The 883-nt window shown below is 99.5% G+C and carries 1 protein-coding gene; it reads right to left on the bottom strand.

Translation table 11 applies throughout. From position 1 onward, the window contains the following. On the bottom strand, positions 1–883 hold an 883-nt coding region (locus FB00_RS23285; RefSeq protein WP_197088874.1), incomplete at both ends, for a hypothetical protein.

Below are 883 nucleotides of genomic sequence, written 5' to 3'. Positions count from 1 at the left end.
CGCGCGCGCGCGCGCGCGCGCGCGCGCGCGCGCGCGCGCGCGCGCGCGCGCGCGCGCGCGCGCGCGCGCGCGCGCGCGCGCGCGCGCGCGCGCGCGCGCGCGCGCGCGCGCGCGCGCGCGCGCGCGCGCGCGCGCGCGCGCGCGCGCGCGCGCGCGCGCGCGCGCGCGCGCGCGCGCGCGCGCGCGCGCGCGCGCGCGCGCGCGCGCGCGCGCGCGCGCGCGCGCGCGCGCGCGCGCGCGCGCGCGCGCGCGCGCGCGCGCGCGCGCGCGCGCGCGCGCGCGCGCGCGCGCGCGCGCGCGCGCGCGCGCGCGCGCGCGCGCGCGCGCGCGCGCGCGCGCGCGCGCGCGCGCGCGCGCGCGCGCGCGCGCGCGCGCGCGCGCGCGCGCGCGCGCGCGCGCGCGCGCGCGCGCGCGCGCGCGCGCGCGCGCGCGCGCGCGCGCGCGCGCGCGCGCGCGCGCGCGCGCGCGCGCGCGCGCGCGCGCGCGCGCGCGCGCGCGCGCGCGCGCGCGCGCGCGCGCGCGCGCGCGCGCGCGCGCGCGCGCGCGCGCGCGCGCGCGCGCGCGCGCGCGCGCGCGCGCGCGCGCGCGCGCGCGCGCGCGCGCGCGCGCGCGCGCGCGCGCGCGCGCGCGCGCGCGCGCGCGCGCGCGCGCGCGCGCGCGCGCGCGCGCGCGCGCGCGCGCGCGCGCGCGCGCGCGCGCGCGCGCGCGCGCGCGCGCGCGCGCGCGCGCGCGCGCGCGCGCGCGCGCGCGCGCGCGCGCGCGCGCGCGCGCGCGCGCGCGCGCGCGCGCGCGCGCGCGCGCGCGCGCGCGCGCGCGCGCGCGCGTCGTCCCGTCGTCGCGCGCGCGCGCGCGCGCGCCGCGCGCGCGCGCGCGCGCGCGCGCG

This window comes from Cellulosimicrobium funkei, from assembly GCF_001019615.1.
Lineage (GTDB): Bacteria > Actinomycetota > Actinomycetes > Actinomycetales > Cellulomonadaceae > Cellulosimicrobium > Cellulosimicrobium cellulans_E.
Note: the sequence above shows the minus strand (reverse complement) of the source record. Positions and strands in the feature narration are given on the sequence as shown.